Annotated in this window: 17 protein-coding genes; 10 read left to right on the forward strand and 7 right to left on the reverse strand. The window is 42.8% G+C overall.

The window, feature by feature from the left end; genetic code table 11:
- Positions 1-96: 96 nt before the first annotated feature.
- The gene (locus AC4JOV_RS08120; protein WP_229938080.1) at positions 97-618 is read left to right on the forward strand and encodes a carboxymuconolactone decarboxylase family protein; all 522 of its coding nucleotides are present in this window, start codon (positions 97-99) and stop codon (positions 616-618) included.
- Positions 619-641: 23 nt separating this feature from the next.
- Here the strand turns inward: AC4JOV_RS08120 and AC4JOV_RS08125 are convergent, their stop codons facing one another.
- Together AC4JOV_RS08125 and AC4JOV_RS08130 are read right to left on the reverse strand one after the other, a co-directional pair.
- The gene (locus AC4JOV_RS08125; protein WP_229938079.1) at positions 642-890 is read right to left on the reverse strand and encodes a GIY-YIG nuclease family protein; all 249 of its coding nucleotides are present in this window, start codon (positions 888-890) and stop codon (positions 642-644) included.
- On the reverse strand, positions 887-1,468 hold the full coding sequence (locus AC4JOV_RS08130; protein WP_229938078.1) for a hypothetical protein: 582 nt from the start codon (positions 1,466-1,468) through the stop codon (positions 887-889). Before AC4JOV_RS08130 ends, AC4JOV_RS08125 begins: the two co-directional genes overlap by 4 nt.
- Before the next feature lie 178 nt (positions 1,469-1,646).
- Here AC4JOV_RS08130 and metG point away from each other — a divergent pair, with 178 nt between their 5' ends.
- The 4 genes from metG to AC4JOV_RS08150 all read left to right on the forward strand — a co-directional run bounded on the left by metG (position 1,647) and on the right by AC4JOV_RS08150 (position 6,476).
- Positions 1,647-3,602, forward strand: coding sequence for a methionine--tRNA ligase (gene metG / locus AC4JOV_RS08135; protein WP_229938077.1), 1,956 nt, complete (start codon positions 1,647-1,649; stop codon positions 3,600-3,602).
- Positions 3,602-4,582 (forward strand): hypothetical protein, encoded by a 981-nt coding sequence (locus AC4JOV_RS08140; protein WP_229938076.1) that lies wholly within the window; start codon positions 3,602-3,604, stop codon positions 4,580-4,582. The genes metG and AC4JOV_RS08140 overlap by 1 nt, the downstream gene beginning before the upstream one ends.
- Before the next feature lie 96 nt (positions 4,583-4,678).
- On the forward strand, positions 4,679-5,524 hold the full coding sequence (locus tag AC4JOV_RS08145) for a hypothetical protein (protein WP_491522132.1): 846 nt from the start codon (positions 4,679-4,681) through the stop codon (positions 5,522-5,524).
- 112 nt (positions 5,525-5,636) lie between these two features.
- Positions 5,637-6,476, forward strand: coding sequence for a DUF6920 family protein (locus tag AC4JOV_RS08150; RefSeq protein WP_229938074.1), 840 nt, complete (start codon positions 5,637-5,639; stop codon positions 6,474-6,476).
- 15 nt (positions 6,477-6,491) lie between these two features.
- Here AC4JOV_RS08150 and AC4JOV_RS08155 read toward each other — a convergent pair whose 3' ends face one another.
- Together AC4JOV_RS08155 and AC4JOV_RS08160 are read right to left on the reverse strand one after the other, a co-directional pair.
- Positions 6,492-6,962: an HAD family hydrolase gene (locus AC4JOV_RS08155; protein WP_229938073.1), complete on the reverse strand. Its 471-nt coding sequence runs from the start codon at positions 6,960-6,962 to the stop codon at positions 6,492-6,494.
- Between the two features lie 10 nt (positions 6,963-6,972).
- Positions 6,973-7,587 (reverse strand): DUF134 domain-containing protein, encoded by a 615-nt coding sequence (locus AC4JOV_RS08160; RefSeq protein ID WP_229938072.1) that lies wholly within the window; start codon positions 7,585-7,587, stop codon positions 6,973-6,975.
- 484 nt (positions 7,588-8,071) lie between these two features.
- Here AC4JOV_RS08160 and AC4JOV_RS08165 point away from each other — a divergent pair, with 484 nt between their 5' ends.
- The 5 genes from AC4JOV_RS08165 to AC4JOV_RS08185 all read left to right on the forward strand — a co-directional run bounded on the left by AC4JOV_RS08165 (position 8,072) and on the right by AC4JOV_RS08185 (position 12,991).
- Entirely contained in the window at positions 8,072-8,293 is a 222-nt protein-coding gene (locus AC4JOV_RS08165) for a DUF4492 domain-containing protein (protein ID WP_229938071.1), read from the forward strand.
- A 34-nt stretch (positions 8,294-8,327) separates the two neighbouring features.
- Entirely contained in the window at positions 8,328-9,854 is a 1,527-nt protein-coding gene (locus AC4JOV_RS08170) for a cytochrome ubiquinol oxidase subunit I (protein WP_229938370.1), read from the forward strand.
- Positions 9,854-10,987 (forward strand): cytochrome d ubiquinol oxidase subunit II, encoded by a 1,134-nt coding sequence (gene cydB / locus AC4JOV_RS08175; RefSeq protein ID WP_229938070.1) that lies wholly within the window; start codon positions 9,854-9,856, stop codon positions 10,985-10,987. The genes AC4JOV_RS08170 and cydB overlap by 1 nt, the downstream gene beginning before the upstream one ends.
- Positions 10,988-11,000: 13 nt before the next feature.
- The gene (locus AC4JOV_RS08180; RefSeq protein WP_256444115.1) at positions 11,001-11,126 is read left to right on the forward strand and encodes a hypothetical protein; all 126 of its coding nucleotides are present in this window, start codon (positions 11,001-11,003) and stop codon (positions 11,124-11,126) included.
- Between the two features lie 497 nt (positions 11,127-11,623).
- Entirely contained in the window at positions 11,624-12,991 is a 1,368-nt protein-coding gene (locus tag AC4JOV_RS08185; protein ID WP_229938069.1) for a DUF3373 family protein, read from the forward strand.
- A gap of 183 nt (positions 12,992-13,174) precedes the next feature.
- Here the strand turns inward: AC4JOV_RS08185 and AC4JOV_RS08190 are convergent, their stop codons facing one another.
- The 3 genes from AC4JOV_RS08190 to AC4JOV_RS08200 form a co-directional block, all read right to left on the reverse strand.
- The gene (locus AC4JOV_RS08190) at positions 13,175-13,624 is read right to left on the reverse strand and encodes a hypothetical protein (protein WP_229938068.1); all 450 of its coding nucleotides are present in this window, start codon (positions 13,622-13,624) and stop codon (positions 13,175-13,177) included.
- Positions 13,624-15,435, reverse strand: a complete 1,812-nt coding sequence (lepA, locus tag AC4JOV_RS08195) for a translation elongation factor 4 (protein ID WP_229938067.1) — start codon at positions 15,433-15,435, stop codon at positions 13,624-13,626. The genes AC4JOV_RS08190 and lepA overlap by 1 nt, the downstream gene beginning before the upstream one ends.
- 274 nt (positions 15,436-15,709) lie before the next feature.
- Positions 15,710-16,645 (reverse strand): ribose-phosphate pyrophosphokinase, encoded by a 936-nt coding sequence (locus tag AC4JOV_RS08200; protein WP_229938066.1) that lies wholly within the window; start codon positions 16,643-16,645, stop codon positions 15,710-15,712.
- Positions 16,646-16,762 lie beyond the last annotated feature (117 nt).

The raw sequence follows: 16,762 nt of genomic DNA on the forward strand, positions 1-16,762 counted from the left end.
TCAAATAAGACTAGACCAATCAGTCTAGTTTAAGGCAATCTATTCTACTATATAAAAATTAGACCGATTGGTCTATATACAAATAAAGGGGAAATCATGTTTATCATCGAACCGATCAAAAAAGAAGATGCAACCGGCAAACTGAAGCTGCTTTACCAAATGATAGAAAAGCACTTAGGATTCATCCCTCCTCACTTTGAGCTGATGGCAACGATTGACATCAAGGCGATGAAGGATTTCCTTGACTACAACACTGCCATCATGTCTCATGAAAAGATCGATAGAGACCTTATGCCGTTTCTCAGACTCTATATCGCGCAAAAGGAGTGCAGAAACTACTGTATAGGGTTCAACACGGAGATACTGAAGAAGATGAATATCGATGAAACCGTGATCAATGACATTGAAAATCACCTTGATGAGATACCTGTGGAACATGCCCAGAAGATACTTCTAAAAAAGGTCATTAAAGCGCTCTATCATGCAGATGAATTTGGCAAAAAAGACCTGGAAGCACTCTATGACGAGAGGTTTAATGACAAGGATTTCTATGACATTCTGGACTATGCAACAACTTTTATGGGCAAAAGCAAACTCATAGAGGTCTATCGCAAATAAAAAGTAGGGAGAAGAGAAGCAGGTCAACTACCGATCAGGCTTAATTTTTCAGCCCGGCTCATCTTCTTCTTGATCTCGTATTCGCGTCTGCTGGCACTGCTTCTGTCAGGAAAAGTTTCACTGTAGACCAGGCTCACCGGCCGTCTGCTTCTTGTATACTTGGCTCCCTTTTCAGAACTGTTATGCTCATTCAGACGGCGATCGATATCCGTAGCGATACCTGTATACAGGGTATCATCGGCACACTTCAGTATATAGACAAAATAACTCATTTTTGTGCTGGATCATCCTCTAAAGAGTACTGCTTGTAGTAGACACGGAGCACATCATCCGAGATAAAGATCCTATCAGAGTAGTCTCTGATCCTTATCAATACATCCTTTTGCTTCAACCCGTCAAATCCCTGATAGAAAAGCGGCAGGATCAGCGGCCGGGAAGAGAGCCTTTTACAATCTTCAACCTGGATATAATAGGAACGGTCCATCCCAAGAAATCTATAGAGTATCCTGTTCTCGATATGATAGACTTTTTTATTTCTCAACCTTCTTTTTTGAAGCTCTTTGTACTTATGAGCGATACGCCTCTCTTCATTGATTCTTTCCAGAATTTTCTCTTTTTCAGACACGGTAAGCTTTTTGTTTCCCTGCTTCTCCTGCCGCTCTGCCTCCTGACGTGCCTTTCTATCCGCGTTCAATCTCTCCAGGATCGTTTTTTTCTCTTCCTCACTATAGATATCTTCGGATTTTATTTCAGCTTCCTGGCGTGCCTTTCGCTCTGCATCCAACCTCTCAAGGATCATTCTTTTCTCTTCAGCCGTGTAAACATCCTTGGATTTTATTTCATTAGACATAAAAACCTCACTCTTCCAAATTAATATTGACCTATTATAGCATAAAAGATTAATATTTATTTATATGAGAACAAAAAAGTTCTACTGTATCATCCACACTACAGCACATTTTGGCTAGAATATCTCCCAATATTTACACCTCGTAAATCCAAAACTCATTTGTTTAAGGAACTACCTAATGTCTTGTCACAAAAATGCCTATATCACTACCCCGATCTACTATGTTAATGATATCGCCCACATCGGTCATGCCTATACTACGATCATCGCAGATACACTTGCACGCTACTCCCGTATGAGCGGTTTGGAAACTTTTTTCCTTACCGGTACCGATGAACATGGTCAGAAGATCGAAGAGTCTGCAAAAGTAAGAGGCAAAAGCTCCCAAGAGTATGCAGATGAGATCTCTGCAACCTTCAGAAACCTCTGGGATGACTTTGGCATCAGCTATGACAAATTTATCCGTACAACAGATGCGGATCATATGAAAGGGGTGCAAAAAGCCTTTTCAGTGATGCACGCCAACGGTGATATCTACAAAGATACCTATAAAGGTCACTACTGTATCTCATGTGAGACCTTCTTCCCGGAGATTCAACTGGTGGACGGTGAGTACTGTCCTGAGTGTGGAAAGAGCACTACAGTAGTGGAAGAGGAGAGTTACTTCTTCAAACTTTCAAAATACGAGGACAAACTCCTTCAGTGGTACAACGACAACCCGGAGTGTATCCTTCCAAGAAGTAAAAGAAACGAGGTGATCCGTTTTGTCGAGGGTGGGCTCACCGACCTTTCGATCACACGTACAAGCTTTGACTGGGGTGTAAAGCTTCCTGAAGAGATGAACGATCCAAAACACGTCATGTATGTATGGCTTGATGCGCTGATGAACTATGTGACTGCATTGGGATACGGTACAGATGAAGCCAACATGGATTTCTGGCCTGCCCGTGTACAGATCATCGGTAAAGATATCCTCCGTTTCCATGCGATCTACTGGCCTGCATTCCTGATGAGCCTTGGCCTACCTCTGCCGAAACATATCGCTGCACACGGATGGTGGACACGAGACGGTGAGAAGATGAGTAAATCAAAAGGTAACGTGGTAAACCCTAAAGAGGTAGCAGATGCATACGGTCTGGACAACTTCCGTTACTTTATGCTTCGAGAGGTACCTTTCGGCGGCGACGGCGACTTCTCACAGAAAGCACTGATCGACCGTATCAACTCTGATCTTGGAAATGACCTGGGGAACCTGCTTAACCGTCTGATCGGTATGAGCGGTAAATATTTTGAAGGTGAAGTCTCTTCTGTTCATGTAGCAAAATTCTATCAGGAAGAGCTGGATGAAGTACACGCTTCACTTGACTTGCTAGAACCGCTGCTCTTTGAAATGCAGATCCATAAATATCTTGAAGAGCTTTGGAGACCGCTGACTGTTGCAAACAGATCGATCGACAAGTACCAGCCCTGGACATTGATGAAAGAGGGTAAAAAAGATGAAGCGATGGCACTCAACGGACTGATCGCAGCGATCCTTGCAAAAGTATCCGTGATGCTTTACCCTGTGATGCCGGAAGTGTGTACAAAGATCTCAAGAGCCCTTCATTTCGAGATCGACAATACAAGCTGGAATGCACTGATCAAGGAGAAAACACTTCTTGAGACATTTAAACTTGAGAAGATCGATCCACTCTTCCCTCGTATAGAAGCACCGCTTTTGGAGCAGGTTGAGCCTGAAGATACAAAAGAGACGCCGAAAAAAGAGGCGAAGAAAGCTGAAAAGAAAGAAGAAAAAGCCGAGGGTGTTGCGCTCATCGGTATCGACCAGTTCTTTGAAACCGTCCTAAAGATCGGTACGATAGTAGCAGCTGAAGAAGTACCAAAGAGCAAAAAACTTCTTCTGCTTCAGGTAGATGTAGGTGAAGAGAGCCCGAGACAGATTGTCGCAGGGATCAAAGAGTGGTACGGGCCGGAAGACCTTGTCGGTACACAAGCGTGTGTCGTAGCCAACCTTAAGCCGGCAAAACTGATGGGGCTGAAGAGTGAAGGGATGCTTCTTGCAGCCAAAGATGAAAACGGCCTCAGTCTGCTCAGACCGGAGACCCCAAAAATTGCAGGAACAAAAGTTAGCTAATGAAAATTGAAGATATTATAAACCTTACAGACGGTACACTTACCAATGAGCCGCAGGTACAAGCCATCTCTGCTGCCACAGTTTTCCCCTCTAAGGTTGAACACGGGGACCTCTTCTTCTCATCCACGCAGGAAGATATTGATAAAGCCATAGAACATGGCGCTTATGCCATTGTCTATGACAACAAAAAGATCATCAAAACAGATGATGAGATCGCATGGATAGAGGTATCAGATATCAAACTGGCTGCGTTTAAACTCATCCGCTATGTCACACTCAAAAAAGAGGCCGAGTTTTTCCTGCTGGAACCTCACGAAATGAGCTTCCTGAAGATGATACTCACACACAAGGGCAATGTAGCCTTTATGGCCGATGAGTGGCGCAAGGTGTTTGAACAGATCCTGAACTCTGATGACTATCTCTTTGTAGGGACCGATCAAGAGTTGATGAAACTGATAAAACCGGATATCAAAAAGCTCAAAGAGGATGTAGAGGGGTACCTGATCGGGGATACGCTCTTTAAATCTACCTTCAAAGTCGGCGGATATGTCTATCAGGAGAAGGACCTTGTGCCTTTCCACCTGGAATATCTGCTTCGTGTCGTGAACTTTTGTGATACCTATGAACTGCCGTACGATATCGAACGTATCAAGTATACCAAGCACTTCATCCCTGTATTCATCGATGCAAACCTCCAGAGTACAGCCAAAGGGAAGAGTGACCGCGTAGCGATCTTTACTGACAACCTTGACGATATCAGCCGTGCAAGAGAGTATATCAAACGCTCCAATAACTGGGTAAAAAGCATTGTCCTCACGCCGCCGAAAACAAAGGTTGAAGGGATCGACCGTCCACACTGGTTTGAGACGGAAGAGGAGCTCAAAGAGATACTCAAGAACATCCACTTCAACTACGCCTTTATCTACAAAGCAGACAGAAGCATCCTCAATACGATCAAAGAAGAGTACAGCCTCTTCTAAAAGTAAACCGTGTTTAGCTTCAAAATACAATCAAAAAAAGAAGCAGTAAAGCGTGTAAGATCCAATCTTTGGTTCATATACATGTATGCTGCTTTGATGTTTGCACTTTTTTTCATTGATACTAAAAATTACATTTTTTTGATCATTGGACTTCTCTATACCATAAATGCTTTTTTGATAAAAAAATTTATGAGCAGGGCCGCTGCTGTAGTCATGACTATCCTTTCACTGCCTGTCGGATATATCATGTACCAGGCAAATGTGGTCAATATCGCATTGAACTTTATGGTTTTTCTCTTTTCTACTCAAATGGCAATAGCCACATTTTTCTTTCATAAAAATATCACACCGATGGTATCATCGAATAAAAGTGAAAATCAAAAGATCCTGCCGAGTCATATTCTCAACGCAATGATGCTGCTCTATATCTTCTTATTTTTTGATTTTCAATCACATTTACTCTATTTTGACTATGATCACCAATACAGTATCTTTATCATTTTATTACTTTTAACCATTGCTATTGTTGCAGCCCAGCTCTTAAAAAAATATTTTCCGCAGGATAAATACGGCATAGAATATTATGCTCTAACGATCGTTGCAATACTGATATTCACTTATTCTGGTCTACCTAAGATCCTACATTCAAAGAGTAAATCAGAGGTTACGCTCAACGCTAAAGTGTTGAAGATCAGAGAAGTTAGACGTACTAGTAAACATGGACATTCATACCATTCCTGTCTCATAGAAACTTCAAATGAAAGATTGAATCATCAAGAGATAGATGATATAAATGAAAATGCTTTTTATTACCTCAAAGAAAATGACATGCTCATTATCCATGGTGAAATTTCTGATTACCTCTTTAAGACCATAGACATTGAATTTCCCGATAGAGAAATAAACGTATCTTACCAACGAATGCGTCGATCCAAGTCATAGCAAACACTATACAAACAGATCATACTGCAAATGTTCATCTCAGGATAAAGTAAGCATCCTCAATACGATCAAAGAAGAGTACAGCCTCTTCTAAATCTGCTATACTGTCACTATGAAGATAGTGACAGTGATGCTGATCGTACTGATCATCCTTGTAAGTATTGTATGGATGGCCAAACTGCAATGGCATAGCTATACAGCTTTGCAGTTTCAGAAAGTTAAACATTCTCCTGCATCCCCCTCTTCTATCGATCCGGAAGAGATCACTACCCTGCCCCCTATCGTACAAAAATATTTTCGTTTGGTACTTGAAAACAGAGCACCGCTTATTCAGATAGCGGAGCTTTCTCAGACCGGAGCCTTCAGAGCCAAACCGGAGATGAAGTCATGGTCCGCCATGCATGCCGAACAGAGGTTTTCTACCTCTCCCAGAGGGTTTGTCTGGAGTGCAGAGATCTCGATGCTTCCCGGAGTCCCGATCACGATATGCGACTCCTATATAGAGGGAGAGGGCTCTATGAAAGGCAAACTCCTCTCGTTGGTTCCCATTATCAATACAAGCACTAATAAAGCGCTCAATGAAGCGGCACTCCAACGCTATCTTGCCGAAGCGGTATGGTTTCCAACCGCCCTGCTTCCAAGTCAGGGTGTCAGATGGAAAAAGATCGATGAGAGAAGAGCGACAGCAACCATCACAGATCACGGCATGCGTGTCTCTATGGAGTATACCTTCAATGAAAAAGGGGAGATTGTCTCTGTTTATACGCCCCGAAGATACAGGGAGGTGGATGGAGAGTACATCGCTACCCCTTGGAGAGGCAGACTCTCAGACTATACCAGGGCAGATGGTTTTCTCGTCCCGACTTATGCAGAGGCAGCATGGCTGCTTGGGGAGGATACCTACACCTACTGGCGTGCAGATATCAAACAAATAGACTATATCTACCGATAATGCTGCAACAATCGATCATCTACGGAGTGTAGCGATCAGTCTGTTCTCATTGAGCAGAAGATCCAATGCATCATTAATGTTTTGAAATACAATGTCACTTGCGACTAATGACTTGGTAGCGCATCCCTCTTCCTGCTGGATAGCAAAACCGAGTATCGCCTCCTGAAGTATCAGTGCATCATTAAGCCCGTTGCCTACAGCAACAGTCTGCTGCGCACCCAAATGCTTGAGATAATCAAGCTTTGCATAATCCTGTGACTCTTTTCCGATAATATGTATATGAATGAAAGGTACATTGCACTGTTCCTGTACAGAGCCGAAAGTATCGGCTGTAATCACATGGATCTTTAACTGTGTTGAAAGTTGTTCAAGCCTTTCTAAAACACCTGCTTTGATCTGGCCGTCACATGCCAATGTTCCGTTATAATCCAAGAGTAGATGTTCAACTGTTATCTCGGTCATCCCCGGTATCGTTATTTTTAACACTTTATTCCTTTTATATGAGTGATTCCAACACTGTGTCTATATCGGAAAGGTCCGAATACTCGATATTCAATCCTATCCCCTCGATATTGCGTTTCATCCCCTCTCCAAGACTTTTGACCACCAGCATATTGCCTTTTTTTAACAACGGAGGGATGATACGTCCCGCTGCCATCCCTTTAGCACTGTCATCATCGACAATGGTAATACCCTTTGCATGAAGTGCCTGATAGACAGGATTGTCGATATAGCTGATAGAGACAATACTGTCCTCCTCGATCTTCGCAAAAGCAAAGAGCTTTGCAGTAAGAAAATAGGGATGGATCGTCACCCTGTCATTGGTAGGATAGACCAAAACAAAATTTCGTTTCTCCTGAAGCAACTCTATCCCTTTGCCATACATCAACATCTCGGTCACTTTCTTTCGTGCACTTTTGATGATCTTGGCAAAGGTAGGCCGGGAAACACCAAGCTGTTTGGCACACTCCTCCTGGTAGAGTCCTCTGAAATCAGCCAGATAGAGCGCTTCAAGTTCATCATCGCTCATCTGTATCATCTCTTTTGCTTTATGGGTCAGCGGACCGAATAACAGACTTTTCGGTTTAAATGTAATATTTCTATTCTTCATCACAACTCCATTATTTACATATGTAAACAATATAACGTAGCATAAATTCGTTGATTTCTTCGTTAAAAAGCGATATTTTGAGATATTTTATCAAAAAAATCCATATTTAATTTTTAATTTATTTTACATATGATAAATTTACGGCGATTTAGTATAGGATATAAGTATAGGTGACACCTGTTGTTGCTTCCTCCTTCTCAGGTGTCACTTATACTTATTTCTTATATTAATGAAACAGAAAAAGAGATGACTGTGATACCTCTGCTGATCAGATGACAGATGAAGGTATCTCTACAATCCTTTTTCAATGGATTGAAAACGACACTCAGAATTGTTACTAAATTGTGATAAACAGCCGTTTATCAGAAGAAATTCAGTACACATAGGGAGAAGTGACGCTATAGTGTCGCTTCAAAAATCACATACTACACAAAAAACTAAAATATGGTTTTATTGCCGTAGAAAAGATAAAAAGAGCAGTATCATGAAAATCACAAACCTTATCACTGGTATCATCTTTTTTTACATCGATGGTTTCAGACAGATGAAAGTCGGGAAAAAACTCTGGCTGCTGATAGGGATCAAACTTCTGATCCTCTTTGGCGTTCTGAAGTTTTTTTTCTTTCCAAACTACCTAAAAACAACCTATGATAACGATGAGGCACGCAGTGCCCATCTTATCGAACACTTAACAAAGGAGAGATAATGATCATAACATACAAGGAGAAAACATGGAAATGATGCATACAGAACTCGTGGATTGGTCAAGAGCACAGTTTGCACTGACTGCACTTTACCACTTTTTATTTGTTCCGTTGACACTCGGACTTTCATTTATCGTAGCCATTATGGAGACGATCTATGTAAAGACCGGTGATGCAAAATGGAAAACAATTACCAGATTCTGGATGACGCTTTTTGCGATTAACTTTGCGATCGGTGTAGCAACAGGTCTCATTATGGAATTTGAATTTGGAACAAACTGGGCAAACTACTCGTGGTTTGTAGGAGATATATTCGGTGCACCGCTGGCAGTCGAAGGGATCTTGGCATTCTTTATGGAATCCACCTTCTTTGCAGTCATGTTCTTCGGATGGAACAAAGTCTCCAAAGGCTTTCACCTGGTCTCTACCTGGCTGGTAGCAATCGGTTCAAACCTTTCAGCACTTTGGATCCTGATAGCAAACGGATGGATGCAGTACCCGGTAGGTATGGAGTTCAATCCGGATACCGTACGTAATGAAATGGCAAGCTTCTGGGATGTAGCACTCTCACCTGTTGCAATTGCGAAATTCCTGCATACGATCGGAAGCGGATATGTGATCGGTGGACTCTTTGTCATCGGTATCTCTGCATGGATGATCCTGAAAGGACGTGATGTCATTGAGGCAAAACGTTCTATGGTAGTCGGTGCGAGCTTCGGTCTGATCGTATCGATCTTCCTTGCAGTGAGCGGTGACGAGTCAGCGTATCAGGCGGCACAGCATCAACCGGCAAAACTGGCAGCGATGGAAGGTCTCTATAAGGGTGAAGAGCGTGCAGGGATTATCGCAGTCGGTATCCTCAACCCGGATAAAAAGATCGGTGATGACCTGCATCCTGTCTACGGTGATATTGAGATTCCTTACGCACTCTCATTCCTGGGATATCACGATATCAATGCCTTTGTTCCCGGACTGGATGACCTGGTACTCGGTAATGAGAAGTACGGTATAGAAGGTGCCGCTTCAAAAATCGAAAAAGGTAAGATCGCGATCAAAGCGCTTGAGGATTACAAAGAGGCGAAGAAAGCGGATGATCAGACGTCAATGGCTGAAGCAAGAAAACTCCTGGATGAGTATATGCCGTACTTCGGTTATGGATTCCTTGAGAAACCGACCGATATCGTACCGCCGGTTGCGACAACATTCTATAGTTTCCACATTATGGTAGGTTTGGGAATGTGGTTTATCATCCTCTTCCTCATCGTGCTTTACCTCACGATGGCAAACGATATTACACGCTTTAGAAAAATACTCTGGCTGGCACTTTTGAGTATACCGTTAGGGTATATCGCAGCAGAGGCAGGATGGATCGTAGCAGAAGTAGGTAGACAGCCATGGGCGATCCAGGACCTTATGCCTGTAGGTATCGCAGCAACGGATATCGACGCGGGGAATGTTCAGGTCTCATTCTGGCTCTTTGCCCTGCTCTTTACTGCACTGCTTATCGCAGAGATCAAAATCATGTTGCGCCAGATCGCAATTGGTATTAAAGGAGGTCACTAATGTTTGAAACACTATCACTCCATGCACTGCAAGTGTACTGGTGGATCATTATCGCACTGCTCGGCGGACTGTTTGTCTTCATTATGTTCATACAGGGGGGACAGACACTGCTCAATCAGCTTTCATCATCGGAAGCTGAAAAAACCATGCTCGTCAACTCACTCGGACGTAAATGGGAGCTCGGCTTTACTACACTGGTACTCTTCGGTGGTGCACTCTTTGCTGCATTTCCAAAGTTCTATGCGACCAGTTTCGGTGGTGCCTACTGGCTATGGTTGGGAATTCTCTTCTCATTTATTGTACAGGCCGTCTCTTATGAGTACAGAAAGAAAGAAGGAAACTTCCTCGGTTCCAAAACCTATGAGGCATTTCTCTTTATCAACGGAAGTGTAGGAACGATTCTACTGGGGATCGCGATCAGTACATTCTTCAGCGGTGCGGCATTTACCCTTGATGACAATAACTTCGTACACTGGGATGTCGGTACACGCGGTTTGGAAGCATTGATGGAACCGTTAAACTATCTGCTTGCATTTGCGATGCTCTTCCTTGTGCGTATCATCGGTGGGATGTACTTTCTAAACAACATTGACCATGAACCGATCCGTAGCAGAACACGTAGTATGATCAAACGAAACATTGTCTACTTTTTGCCATTTTTCCTTGGGTTTGTAGGATGGGTACTGCTCAAAGACGGTTATGCTTATGATCCCGAAACACTGGAAGTATCTCTGGTCTCTATGCACCACCTTACGACTTTCCTTGAGATGCCGTACCTGGCAGGAATGTTCCTCATCGGTGTAGTGATGGTACTCGTAGCAGTATTCAACTCTGTCTTCAGAGAAAAGAACTGTTGTATCTTTACGGTAGGTATCGGAACGGTATTGACAGTGATGGCGCTCCTCTTGAATGTAGGGCTGAACAATACTGTTTTCTATCCATCTACGACTGACCTGCAGAGCTCACTCACTATTGTCAATGCAGCGGGAAGCCACTATACGCTGACGGCGATGTCTTATGCATCACTGATGGTACCGTTTGTACTTGCATATATCGCCTATGTATGGTATGCAATGGACAGAGTCAAGATTACAGAAGAAGAGATCACCTCTTCAGGTGAACACCACTATTAAGAAAGGATTCGTTATGGATTATACCGCTTCACTTATTTGGCTGACTGTATGGCCATTGATTATTTTTTTGGGGTATAAATTTACTGCATTTAACCTCCAACACTTTAAAAGACTTGAAGAGCTTGAAGAAGAACACTAGCATTACCGGACAATCAAGGGATCCCTTGATTGTCTTATACTATATATAAACTACTCAAAATCCTATCATAGTATAGGACGGCAGAAGAGTAAAATTACCTCCATCACCTCTCCTAACGTATCACACTTCACCCCATATAAATCGTATTTTCACGCTTTCTTATCATCTCATGCTTATGAAGGAAACAGTCTCTTGCCAGTTTTACACCATCGAATAAAAAGATAGAATAGTGAGCGTTACAAAAGCGTTTAAACTGCATATATGTATATTGATATTATTTATAATTTATCCTCTGTAAGAATAAAGATAAAAAATAAATTTTTACAATTTTATACCACATGGCAAAACTATTTTATAGATTTAAATTTTATTTTATTGTTAGATTCTATAATAAAATTTATAAATCAATATTATTATAATAATAAGTATTATTTATCCAATTAAGCTTTTTTCTGCTACTATTTTGGCAATTTTTTGAACAAGAAAGGTAAATTTTCATGAATAAACTCATTGGAATGTCACTCGTGGCAACACTGGCAATGACAAGTATGAACGCTGCAACTGTAGAAGAGCTTGAAGCAAGAATTGCAAAGCTGGAAAAGAAAGTAAAGAAGAACAATAAAACAATCGTTGAAGTGAAAAAACATGATGCATTCGATAACATCAAATTCGGTGTGGATTTTAGAAATGCGGTTGATTCACTCAGTTATAAGGACAATGAAACGGGAGAAAAGGTCGATAATAATTCACTCTTGACAAGCAGACTCTATTTGACGATGGCTGCTGCACCGACTGAAGGACTGATCTTTAAAGGGAAACTTGCGATCTATTCAACATGGGGAGCACACCTCTATGATGAGTCTGCAGGGCTCAAAGACTGGTCAGCATCTTCCAAGGCAACAGATACACTTATGCGTGTAAAAGAGGCGTATTTTGTCTACTCTACTGAAGTAGGTGAGCAACCGGTCAGTTTCTCTATCGGACGAAGACCATCTACAAACGGTTTCCTGGCTAACTACAGAGAGAATGAACCGGATGCAGGCTCTCCATTGGCACACATTACCAACATGGAGGTAAATGGAGCCATGGTGAAACTTGACTGGGGACGCTATATTGAAGGTGCCTATACAAAATTTGTCTACGGAAGAGCACACACTGGTGAAGTAGAAGGTGTTTACGGGAAAACTACGGATGGAAGATTCCCATATGCCGATATTGATTCGGATGCAGAAGATGAGAATGTTGATTTCCTTGTAGTCGTAGGTGATGCCTACTATAACGGTCAATACAAACTTATGTATCAATGGGCACATATCTTCAATACCAAAGGGATAAACCTTGATACTGATGTTACTAAAGTTGATGCAGGTTCGGCAGACCTCCTCTCTCTTGGGCTTCAGGTAAGCGGTATCGGTGACGGGATCAGTGATTTCCTTGACGACACCATGGTATTTGTTTCTGGTGCCTACAGCTACTATGATGCAAAAGACGGATATCAGCTTCTTGGTTCTGAAGATGGAGGAAGCCAGGACGGTTACTCTATCTGGGCAGGTGTCGTTATCCCTGATATGATCACAGAGAGCGGTAAATTCGGGTTTGAGTATAACCACGGTTCCAAATACTGGACACCGATGACTTGGGCTGAAGATACGGCTATCGGTTCCAAGATCGCGGTACGTGGTGATGCCTATGAAGCATACTGGAACTTTAACCTCTTTGGGATAGAGTATCTTCCTTCACAAGTAAGATATACCTATGCACAACATGACTATACACCAAATATCAACTGTGCCGGTTGGGTTGACTCAGATCCGGTTGATATCACTGCACAGGATCTAAGATTCTCTGTGAGTTACAGATACTAATTCTATGCAATATGCAGGTCTTTAATACAAGACCTGCTCTCCTACACCCTATACAGATAATAGGCTATCTTACTCCTCCAACACATGTCCAAAACTTATGGTAGCCTATTGTGTGTATCCTATTGGCTCAATAGAAGATCTATATACTTCCAATTCAATACATAGTGATTTTTATGACTGTAGTTAGAGGATATCCCGAAGTACCATGGCATAGTGCAATACCCAAAGGTTGAGTAGAAGTATTCCCATCGATGAACCGCGGGAAAGAAGTTTCTGGATGACTGTTTTCTCTTTATAGATGGTCATCAGAGAGATTACCGTATGAATGATCGTCATCACGATAATCACTGCTACGATATAGAGCTTGATACGCAGTGCATCCATCACTTCATTACTGATATCTGAAAAGAGTATCGTCAATAAACCATTCTGGTCGATCATCTGATAGCCGGTAATAAGAAGAATGATCAGGGCGACTACTTCGAAGTAACCGTAGATAGGACCGATTCTGGGATAGACCTGACTTTGTCCCTCTTTGTCCCTCAGGCTCACCCCGAGGATAAACATAAAGATCGCTCCTCCGATCCAGGAGATCGCAGCGATCAGGTGGAGGTGGAGAAGCCAGGCTGACATTAGCTATCCAGTTTGAGTACAGCCATGAAGGCCTCTTGAGGCACCTCTACCTTACCGATAGACTTCATACGCTTTTTACCTGCTTTCTGCTTCTCAAGAAGCTTACGTTTACGGGTAATATCACCCCCGTAACATTTTGCAGTCACGTTTTTCCCCATAGACTTGACATTGGAACGCGCGATAATATTGTTTCCGATACTCGCCTGGATCGCCACTTCGAAAAGTTGTCTTGGGATCAGTTCTTTAAGCTGATTAACAAATGCAAGCCCTCTGGTACGCGCTTTCTCTTCAGGTACAATGATAGAAAGAGAATCCACCACCTCTCCTGCAACACGGATATCAAGCTTGACCAGATCACCCGGTCTGAATCCTATCGGTTCATAGTCAAAACTTGCATACCCTTTGGTAGTAGACTTGAGTTTGTCATAGAAATCCATGACAATTTCGTTCATCGGGATGTCATACTCCAGTAACACACGTGACTCATTGAGATAGTCCATCTTCACCTGTATCCCGCGGCGGTTGTTCAAGAGTGTGATCAGGTTTCCTACAAACTCCTGAGGTGTCAGGATCGTTGCTTTTACATACGGCTCATAGATCGTATCAATCTTTTGAGGCTCAGGAAGTTCACTTGGGTTCTGTATCTCTACCTCACTACCGTCTGTCTTTTTGACACGGTAAACAACCGTCGGTGCCGTAGCGATCAGATCAAGATCGAATTCGCGCTCCAGACGCTCTTTCACGACCTCCATATGAAGCATTCCAAGGAAACCGGTTCTAAACCCTGAGCCTAGAGCCATTGAACTTTCAGGTTCAAAACTGAGTGAAGAGTCGTTAAGCTTGAGCTTATTGAGTGCATCACGAAGCTCTTCGAACTTATCCGTCTCGATAGGGTAAAGCCCCGCAAAGACAAACGGCTTTGCAGGTTCAAACCCGCTGATCGCTTCAGCGGTTGGATTTTTTGCACTAGTGAGGGTATCCCCTACCTGGATCGCATCTACTGACTTCAGACCCATCACGACGATACCGATCTCTCCGGTTCGGATCTCTTTTGTCTTGATCGGTGCGATAGGGTTCGGGTACATCAGATCAAGTACCTGGTGATCCTGCTTGGTACCCATGACTCTTATCATTTCACCTTTTTTGATGCTCCCATCCATCACACGGACAAGCGCCAGTGCCCCCAGGTAGTTATCAAACCAGCTGTCATAGATCAATGCTTTACAAGGAGCATTCTCATCACCCTGCGGTGCAGGAATACGCTCAACGATCGCATCGATCAATTCAGGGATACCCACCCCTGTTTTAGCCGATACAAGGTTATGCTCGGTCGCATCGATCCCTATCGCCTCTTCAAGCTCTGTCAGTACCCTGTCAGGGTCTGCAGCAGGCAGGTCGATCTTATTGACCACAGGAAGCAGTTCCAGATCATTCTCGATCGCGATATAGACATTGGCGATCGTCTGGGCCTCTACCCCCTGTGCAGCATCAACAATCAACAATGCACCATCAGATGAGGCGAGAGAACGGCTCACTTCATAGGAAAAATCCACGTGGCCCGGAGTGTCAATCAGGTTGAGAATATACTCTTCACCGTTTTTGATATAGTTCAGTCTTACAGACTGTGCTTTGATCGTAATCCCACGTTCTTTTTCTATGTCCATCGTATCCATGACCTGGGCAGACATCTGTCTATCCGAAACGGCACCGCAATGCTGGATAATACGGTCAGCAAGCGTAGACTTACCATGGTCGATGTGCGCGATGATAGAGAAGTTGCGTATATGTGATTGAGGTATCTCTTTTGCCAATGTTTTTCCTTCTTATTTTTCTCCTTGAAGTAAAGCAAAGCTTCACTTCAATTCTTCTCACTAAAGCTTTGCCTATTGGCTCAGAAAGGTCATCCCTAAGTTTTAGTTTAGATACGAGAAAACGATCTATTGTCACTTCTCATTTGGTGTAGAGTTACGAAAGCGTGCATATTTTGCGAAGCAACACGCAATAGAAACGTCGTACACTTGAGAAGTAATGCTTTTTTGCCTACTTTTTAAAAAAAGTAGAAAATAAATTTATCAAAAATTAAGACTAATTCGTCTCAAACAGAGAGTTTACACTCTCGTTGTTGTGAACACGTCTGATCACTTCACCAAGCATCCTAGCCGTAGAGAGGACTTTGATCTTACTGCACTCTTTTGGCATCGGTATCGTATTGGATACGATCAGTTCATCAAGCTCACCCTCTTCGATACGGTCAAACGCCGGACCTGAAAGTACAGGGTGTGTACAACATGCCATCACCGATGTTGCCCCAAGCTTTTTAAGTGCAGATGCAGCCTTCACCATTGTCCCGGCCGTATCCACCATATCATCGATAAGGATGACATCCTTACCTTCCACATTACCGATCACGTTCATCACTTCAGACTCATTGGCTTTTTCACGTCTTTTGTCCACAATGACCATTTCAAGACCAAGCTTTGCTGCAAAGTATCTTGCTCTTGCCACCCCACCGATATCCGGAGAAGCAATGATAGGGTTTGGAAGGTTTTTACTCTTAATATAATCGATAAACAAGATCGCGCCGTAGAGGTTGTCTACAGGGATATCAAAGAATCCCTGGATCTGGGAAGCATGAAGATCGATCGTAACCACACGCGTAATCCCCGCTGTCTCCATCAGGTTCGCTACAAGTTTCGCAGAGATCGGTACTCTAGGAGCGGCTTTTCTATCCTGTCTTGCATATCCGTAGTATGGTACCACTGCAGTGATAGACTTCGCAGATGAACGCTTCAGTGCATCCGTCATAATAAGAAGTTCCATCAAATTGGCATTTGCCGGTGCAGAAGTAGGTTGTACAATAAATACATCTTTACCCCTTACTGACTCTGCAATCTGTACATTGATCTCACCATCAGAAAAACGATTGATTGTTGCTTTAGCAAGTGGCATCTCAAGGTAATCAGCTACCTCTTGAGAAAGTTCTGGGTTTGACGTACCGGAAAATATCATATATCCGCTCATTATAAGACCTTTAGTGTGAAAAATTTCATTACATTTTCGTAATAATTTATACGCGTATTCTACACAAAAGTTGATAAAAAGGTGATTTAAAGGCTTCTGTGACTAAACTAATACCAG

The sequence above is a fragment of the Sulfurovum sp. MH2-6 genome, assembly GCF_058374785.1.